This is a genomic window from Actinomycetospora cinnamomea, from assembly GCF_003096675.1.
GTDB lineage: Bacteria > Actinomycetota > Actinomycetes > Mycobacteriales > Pseudonocardiaceae > Actinomycetospora > Actinomycetospora cinnamomea.
Window position 1 is genome coordinate 89,770 of sequence record NZ_QEKW01000017.1, and the last position, 7,432, is coordinate 97,201.

Below are 7,432 nucleotides of genomic sequence, written 5' to 3' on the forward strand. Positions count from 1 at the left end.
CCCCGGTCACGCGGGCAGGGGACGCGGCGCGGACGACGCCGGGCCGAGCGCGACGCCCAGCGCCACGAGGTCGTCGGCCAGCCAGCCCAGGCGTCCCCAGGCATCGACCAGGCGCAGCGTCTCGCGCGGGTGCTCGCGGCGTCCGCGGGTGTCGGCGAGGGCCCGCAGGGCGCGGTCGAGGAAGTCGGACGGGACCGCGAGGACGCCCGCGGGGGCGTGGCCGTCCGCGAGCGCGCGGGCGACCGCCCGGTACCCGTCGGTGAGGGCGCGGGCGTCGTGGCGCAGCAGCCCGACGAGGTCGGGCCACCGCTCCCACAGGCGCAACGTCGCCGGGTCCGGGTCGTCGAAGGAGGAACGCGCCGTGCGGATCGCCCGGTGCACGACGCCGAGCACCACGAACCAGTCGACGTCGTCCTCCTGGCGCCGCCCGCGCTCGGAGCGGTACTGGAGGAAGGTCGCCTCGAAGAACAGGAGCCAGTGGTCGGCGGGCTCCAGCTGCCGGGCGACCTGCTCCCGGGTGCCGGATCCCGTCAGCCACGCCGCCGCCGCGGCGACCAGGTCGGCGGTGGCGCCCAGGGCCCGGGCCGCGTCCCGACGGACCTCGCCGTGCCCGCCCGCCGGCCACACCGCGGCGCCGACACCGATGCCGACCACCGCGCCGACGACGACGTCGAGCAGCCGCATCCCCGCGAGCGACGGGCCCGCCGGCGCGAGCTGGGCGAACAGCACGGCGACGAGGACGGTGAAGCTCGCCTGCCCGGCGACGGCGCCGAACAGCTGGCCCGCGGCGACCGCCGCCACGCACAGGACGGGGAAGAGCACCGCGTAGACAGCCGGCCCGGGGCCCGCGAGCGCGAGCAGACCGGCGGCGACCAGCGCGCCCGCGGCGGTGCCGGCGATCGCGGGGACGAGCGTCGCGCGCGTCGACGTCACCGACGTGCGCATGAGCGTCAATGTCGCGAGGAGCACCCACAGGCCGTGCGAGAGGTCGAGCCCCCCGGCCACCAGGCGGGCGAGCCCGAGCCCGAGCCCCAGGCGCACCGCGTTCTGCAGGTACACCGAGCGCAGCGAGAGGTGGGCGCGGACGCGTCGCCACCACAGCGTCGTGGTCGGCGCACCGACCCACCACGCGAGGTCGCCGGGCTCCGGGCCGCGGGGACGGGGACGGCGGGGATCGACGACCACCGTCGCGGCCTGCACGGCGACCCGCGTCGCGGCCAGGATCTGCCCGACCGCGACGGCCGCCCGGGCGTGGGCGACCGCCTCGTCGCCGCTCCCGATCGTGCTGATCGTGTCCAGGCGCCGCTCGGTGTAGGCGAGGCGGGCGGCGTCGAGGTCGGCGACGTCGGGCAGGCGGCCCCGCCCGCGCAGCGCGTCGGCGGTGCGGCGCAGCGCGGTCGCGGTGGCGGCGAGGGTCTCGTCGGCGTCGGACGGGAGGTCCACGGCCGCACCACCCGTCGTGGCGTCGCCGGAGAGGAGCACGTCGACCCGGCCCTGGACCCCCCGCAGCGCGGCGCCGAGGTGCGCCGACCCCCGGTCCCGCGCCCCGGGCCCGGTGGGGCGCTCCTCCCACGGGGTGGCGAGGAGCTTCAGCCGCCCCGCCGCGTGCTCGGCGGCGGTCCGGCGGGAGTCGGCGGCCCCGACTCCGCTGAGCCTGCCGACCCCGTCGTGGCGGGCGGCCAGGGCGTCGAGCAGGTCGGCGATCGCCCGCGCGGCCGCGGCCGCCCGGGAGGCGTAGGTCTCGTGCGGGCGCGGCGGCCAGAGGACGCGGTCGGCGAGCGCGAGGAACGCGACCCCGACCGCGAAGCCGATCACCCGCGCCGGCAACGTGTCCGGGGCGTAGGGCGGGAACGAGGGGAGGATGTAGACCAGCTGCAGCCCGTTGGCCACCCCGCCCAGCCGCGGCCCACCGACGGCCAGGAAGGCGACGACCACCCCGACCACGAGCATCCCGGCCGACGCCGCCCACGTGCTGCCGGCGAGCAGCGTCCCCACGGTGAGCAGGACACTTCCCGCGGCGAAGCACCCGAGCAGCGTCCGCGTCCGCTCGCGGGGCGAGCCGACGACCTGGGAGAGCACGCCGAAGCCGATCGTCCCGAAGACCGCGTAGGTCCCGGCCGTCGGGCTGTCGAACGCGTAGCGGCAGAGCATGAACGCGGCCGTCGCCGCGACCGCGACGCGCAGCGCGCGGCGGCTGGCGGCGAGCCCCGGGTCACGGCGCAGCAGCCACCGCAGACCCCGGCGCCCGGCCATGGGCGGCAGTCTGCCGTCGCGACCGGGGCCGGGGGTAGGCCTCGAGGAACCTACGCCGGCAGGTCGACGAGCTCCGCGAGCACCGACCGGTGGTGGTCCGCCGACCCGAGCACCAGGGCGTCCGCGCGGGCCCGCTTGAGGAACAGGTGCACGGGGTGCTCCCAGGTGAACCCGATGCCGCCGTGCAGCTGCAGGGCGTCCTCGGCCGCGAGCAGCGCGACCTCGGCGCCGTGCGCCGCGGCGACGGCCGCCGCCACGGGAAGGTCGGGCGAGCCGTCCGCGGCGCAGCGGGCGGCGTAGCGGGCCGTCGCGCGGACCTGGGTGATCGCCACCCACAGGTCGGCGAGACGGTGCTTGAGCGCCTGGTACGACGCCAGCGGGCGCCCGAACTGGTGCCGCTCGCGCAGGTACGACACCGTGTCGGCGAGGCAGCGCTCGGCGAGCCCGAGCTGCTCGGACGCGAGGACCGCGGCGCCGATCCGGAGAGCCCGCTCGATGCCGCCGTCCACGTCGGCGCCCTCGATCACCCGTCCCCGCGCCCCGTCCAGCGTGAGGTCGGTGAGCCGGCGGGTCATGTCGAGCGAGACCGCGGTGGTGCGGGTGACGCCCTCGCCGCCGGCCTCCACCACGGCGACGCCGCCGTCGACCGGGACGAGCAGGACGTCGGCGGTCACCGCGTCGACGACGGCGGTGACGGTGCCGTGCAGCGTCTCGCCGCGCTGCTCGACGGTCACCGGCACGGGGCGGCCCGCGCCGCGGGTGGCGCCGACGGCCAGGGCGGCGGTGCGCTCGCCGGCGGCGACCGCGGCGAGCAGCTCGTCGGTCACGTCGGACGAGCCGAGGTCCAGCAGCAGCGCGGTGGCCACGGCGGTGCCGAGGAACGGGACGGGCGCGACGGCGCGACCGAGCTCCTCGGCGACGACGGCGACCTCGCGCCACGACGCGCCGGCCCCGCCGCGCTCCTCGGGCACCGCGAGGCCGGCCACCCCGATCTCCTGCGTCAGCCGCTTCCAGAGGTCGGTGTCGACGGCGTCGTCGGTGTCGGTGCGCCGCAGCACCGCGTCCCACGGGGCCTGGCGGTCGACGAGCGCGCGCACGCTCGCGCGCAGGTCGTCCTCGACGTCGGTGTAGAGCAGGTCGCCGGTCTCGGGCGTCGCCGGTGCGCTCATCGGGGCAGGTCCTTCCACGGCACGTCCTTGTCGGCGCGGGCCTCGGCGGGCAGGCCGAGCACGCGCTCGGCGACGACGTTGCGCAGGATCTCCGAGGTCCCGCCCTCGATCGAGTTGGCGCGGAAGCGCAGGTAGCGCCAGCCGGCGTCGCGGGAGCCGTAGTCCTCGACCTCGGGGCGGCGCTCGGTGTAGTCGGGGTAGCGCAGCCCGTCCTCGCCGCGCAGCTCGAGCTCGAGGCTCGAGCACTCCTGGTTCAGTCGGGCGTACGTGATCTTCACGCCCGAGCCCTCGGGGCCCGGCTGCCCGGCGGCCTGCTGCTGGCCGAGCCGCTCGGCGGTGAGGCGGGCGGCCTCGGCCTGCACCCACAGCCGCAGCATCCGGTCGTGCAGCCCCGGCGTGCGTGCCTCGGGGTGCTCGCGCCACCGCGCGGCCAGCGCCCCGGCCGCGCCGCTCTCGCGCGGCAGGGTGCCGCCGCCGATCGCGACGCGCTCGTTCATCAGCGTGTACTGCGCGACGGCCCAGCCCTGCCCGACCTCGCCGAGGCGCTGGTCGTCGGGGATGCGCACGTCGGTCATGAAGACCTCGTTGAACTCGGCCTCGCCGGTGATCTGGCGCAGTCCGCGGACCTCGACGCCGGGCGCGCTCATGTCGACGACGAAGTAGGTGAGGCCGCGGTGCTTGGGTGCCTCGGGGTCGGTGCGGGCGACCAGGATGCCCCAGCGCGCGTGGTGGGCCATCGAGGTCCACACCTTCTGCCCGTTGACCACCCATTCGTCCCCGTCCCGGACCGCGCTGGTGGCGAGGCCCGCGAGGTCCGACCCCGCCCCGGGCTCGCTGAACAGCTGGCACCAGATGTCCTCGCCGGTCCACAGCGAGGGCAGCCAGCGCTGCTGCTGCTCCTCGGTACCGAAACGCAGGATGGTCGGCGCGGCCATGCCCAGGCCGATGACGTTGAGCCGCGGCTTGTTCTCCGGCGCGCCCGCCGCCTCGAACGCGGCGTCGACGGCGGCCTGCAGGCCGTTCTCCGCGCCCAGGCCGCCCAGGCCCGCCGGGTAGTGCACCCACGCGAGACCGGCGGCGAAGCGTGCGCGCAGGAACTCGACGGGCTCGGTGGTCGACGGGTCGTGCTCGGCGAGGAACTGCTCGACGCGTTCGGCCAGCGCGGCCGCATCGAGGGTGGCGTCGAGGGATCCGGCGTCCGGTGGGCTGTCGGTGGCGGTCACCCCTGCACCCTCCGTCGCGCGCGGCCCGGTGTCGAGTCCGGGACGGCACCCCGCGCCCCGATCACGGGGCACCTCATCCGCCCTGCCAGGGTGCTCGCGTGACGGTCCCGGACCCCGGCCCCGATGACGCCGTGCCCGCGTGGCTCGCCGCGCACGCGCGCCCGGTGGGCGTGCCCGACGACGACCCCGAGGGCGACGACGGCGTCACGGCCTGGGTGCGGGCGGTCGCCGGCGGGCGGGTCGTCGCGCTCGGACCGACCGTGGCCGGCACCCGCGAGCTCGCGCAGCTGGCCGGCCGCGTCCTCGGGGGCCTGGTGGCCCAGCCGGGCGTGGGCACGCTCGCGCTGCAGACCCCGGAGTCCGCGACCACCGCGCTCGACGACCACGTGCGCCGCGGGACGGGCAGCGCCTCCGCGGTGCTCGACCTGCTGGGCTCGTGGAGCTGGAACACCCGCGAGGTGCTCGACGTCGTCCGCCGGCTCGCCGAGGACCCCCGACCGGTGCGCGTCGCCGGGGTCGACCCCCGGCACCCCGCAGCTGCCGTCCGCGTCGTCGGCCGCTTTCTGCGCACCGCGGCGCCCGACGTGCTACCGGCCGTGGCCGACACCCTCGCCGACCTCGCTCTCGGGCGCGGCGACGAGACCGCGCGGGTCGCCGTCGACCGGGTGCAGGCGCGGCTCGACCAGGACGCGCCCGCGCTGATGGCGGCGACGTCGCCGGAGCGGTACGCCGAGGCCGTGCGCCACGCCGGCTTCCTGGCCCGGGCCGCCGAGCTCGTCGCCACCCCGCGGGAGCGGGCCGACGCGGTGGCGGGCCGGCTCATGGCCGAGGCGGTGCTCGAGGCCCTCGACGCCGCGGCGCCGGACGGGCGGGTCGTGCTGTGGGCGCATGCCGACCACGTCGTGGCCCGCGACGACCCGCCGAGCCTCGGCGCGCACCTGCGCGAGCGTCTCGGCGACGGCTACCGCGCCCTGCTGCTCACCGCGGGCACGGGCACCACGCGCGCGATCCGCCGGCGGCGCCTGTTCGGGCCCGCGCGCACGCCCTCGACCCACCGTCTCGGCGCCCCGCGGGCCGACGCGCTCGAGTCCGTGCTGCTGCCCGACGGGACGCGTGACCACGTGCTCGACCTTCGGGTCCCGGACGTTCCGCCCGCCGTGGCCGCGTGGGCGGACGCGACGCTGCCGCGACGCTCGGTGGGCGACGAGGTGTCGACCGCGGCGCCCGCGACGGCGGTCGTGCCCTGCCGCCCGGGCGCGGAGCTGGACGCGATCGCGGTCGTGCGCACGGTCCACCCGGCCTGGGCGCGCTGACCCGCTCAGCCGCGGGCGGCGAGCACCGCCCGTCCCCGCGGGGAGAGCTCGTAGCCGACCGGCAACGAGTGGGTCAGGCCCAGCGCCTTGAGGCGGCGCACGTCCGCCTTGAACGGGGCGGTCTCGCGGCCGAAGGACGCGGCGAGGTCGGGGGCGCGCACGGCGGGACGCTCGGCGATCGCCGCGAGCGTCGACCACGCCCACGGGCCGTGCCCGCTGCGGGCGTCCATCGCATCGAGGCGCCGGCACACCGCCTCGAGCTCGTCGCCGTCCGGCACGGTGGCGGCGAGCTCGGTGCGCGGGTCGGGCTCCTCGAGCGGGTGGAAGCGCACGCGGTAGAGCTGCGCGTCCTCCGCGGCATGCCGGCCGACCTCGGTGAGCAGGGCCTCGACCGAGTCGAACCCGGCGCGACGGGCGTCGTCGGGGGAGAGGTCGCCGGGCTCGACGACGTCGACCTCGTCGATCTGCAGCCGCCCCACCGCCGTGCGGTACGGCCGGCCCGGCCGGACCTGGGCGCGCCGCCATCGCCGGAAGGTCAGGTCGACCTCGCCGCGCGCGATCGGCTCGGCGAAGCGCAGCGCGAACAGCACGGGCTCAGGCCGAGCCGACGCTGGCGGCCAGGAACACGAAGAACAGCAGCCAGCCGAGGAGCGGGATGTAGCCGAGCACCAGGCCCGCGATGGTCATGCCGTGGCCCGCCTGCTGCCCGGTGCTCGTCTCGCGCCACGCGAGGTGCCCGCAGATGACGGCGCCGATCGACGCGAGCCCGGCGGTGAAGAACCCGAGGATGCCGCACACCAGCGCCGCGATGGCCAGGCCCGACGTCGGGCGACCGGGTGGGTAGCCGGGCGCGTAGCCGCCGGGCGCATGGCTGCCGGGCGCGTAGGGAGACGCGCCGTACGCGCCGGAGCCGTAGGGGCTCGGAGCGTAAGGGCCCTGTCCGTACTGGGCCTGGGTGTACGGGTCCTGTCCGTACTGGCCCTGTCCGTACTGGCCCTGTCCGTACTGGCCCTGTCCGTACTGGCCCTGTCCGTACGGGGCGGCGCCGTACGGAGAGCCGGCACCATAGGTGTCCGAGGACGGCGCGGGCGTCGCGTACGGGTTCGCGTCGGAGGAGCCGGAGATGTACTGCCCGGCGTCGTACCGCCCGGGGTCGTCCTGCCCGGCGCCCGACGGGCCCTCGTACTGGCTCGGGCCGTACGGGCTCGCGCCGTACGGGCCCGGCGCCTCAGGTGCGCCGGTGTACGGAGCGGGCGAGCCCTCCTCTGCGGATCCGGGGGCGTAGGGGCTCGGGCCGGACGGCGACGTGCCGGGCTCGGAGCGCTCGCCGGACTCCGAGGTCGACGAGTCGCGCGGCGGTTCCCACGGCGAGTTCACGAGCCGGACCGTACCGGGACCGAGGTGACGTAGTGTCAAGATCGCATCGAGACGGACATGGCCTCGTCGTGGTCTCGTCGTCGCTGGTGGGTGGTCG

Annotated in this window: 6 protein-coding genes; 1 reads left to right on the forward strand and 5 read right to left on the reverse strand. The window is 77.3% G+C overall.

Annotated features, from left to right (window positions below):
- Nucleotides 1-6 precede the first annotated feature (6 nt).
- From C8D89_RS23785 to C8D89_RS23795, 3 genes are read right to left on the reverse strand one after another with little or no spacing between them, the layout of a single operon-like run.
- On the reverse strand, nucleotides 7-2,253 hold the full coding sequence (locus C8D89_RS23785; protein ID WP_116710620.1) for an FUSC family protein: 2,247 nt from the start codon (nucleotides 2,251-2,253) through the stop codon (nucleotides 7-9).
- 50 nt (nucleotides 2,254-2,303) lie between these two features.
- Complete coding sequence (locus tag C8D89_RS23790) at nucleotides 2,304-3,422, reverse strand: acyl-CoA dehydrogenase family protein (protein WP_116710621.1); 1,119 nt, start codon at nucleotides 3,420-3,422, stop codon at nucleotides 2,304-2,306.
- Complete coding sequence (locus C8D89_RS23795; RefSeq protein WP_116710631.1) at nucleotides 3,419-4,582, reverse strand: acyl-CoA dehydrogenase family protein; 1,164 nt, start codon at nucleotides 4,580-4,582, stop codon at nucleotides 3,419-3,421. The genes C8D89_RS23790 and C8D89_RS23795 overlap by 4 nt, the downstream gene beginning before the upstream one ends.
- Nucleotides 4,583-4,743: 161 nt before the next feature.
- On the opposite strand from C8D89_RS23795, the gene C8D89_RS23800 reads away from it, so the two are divergent.
- A complete protein-coding gene (locus C8D89_RS23800; RefSeq protein WP_116710622.1) occupies nucleotides 4,744-5,958 on the forward strand; it encodes an erythromycin esterase family protein in 1,215 nt (404 codons plus the stop codon).
- Nucleotides 5,959-5,963: 5 nt separating this feature from the next.
- Here the strand turns inward: C8D89_RS23800 and C8D89_RS23805 are convergent, their stop codons facing one another.
- Both C8D89_RS23805 and C8D89_RS23810 read right to left on the reverse strand, forming a co-directional pair.
- Complete coding sequence (locus tag C8D89_RS23805; protein ID WP_116710623.1) at nucleotides 5,964-6,548, reverse strand: ASCH domain-containing protein; 585 nt, start codon at nucleotides 6,546-6,548, stop codon at nucleotides 5,964-5,966.
- Nucleotides 6,549-6,552: 4 nt separating this feature from the next.
- A complete protein-coding gene (locus tag C8D89_RS23810; protein ID WP_207787391.1) occupies nucleotides 6,553-7,335 on the reverse strand; it encodes a DUF4190 domain-containing protein in 783 nt (260 codons plus the stop codon).
- Nucleotides 7,336-7,432: the final 97 nt, after the last annotated feature.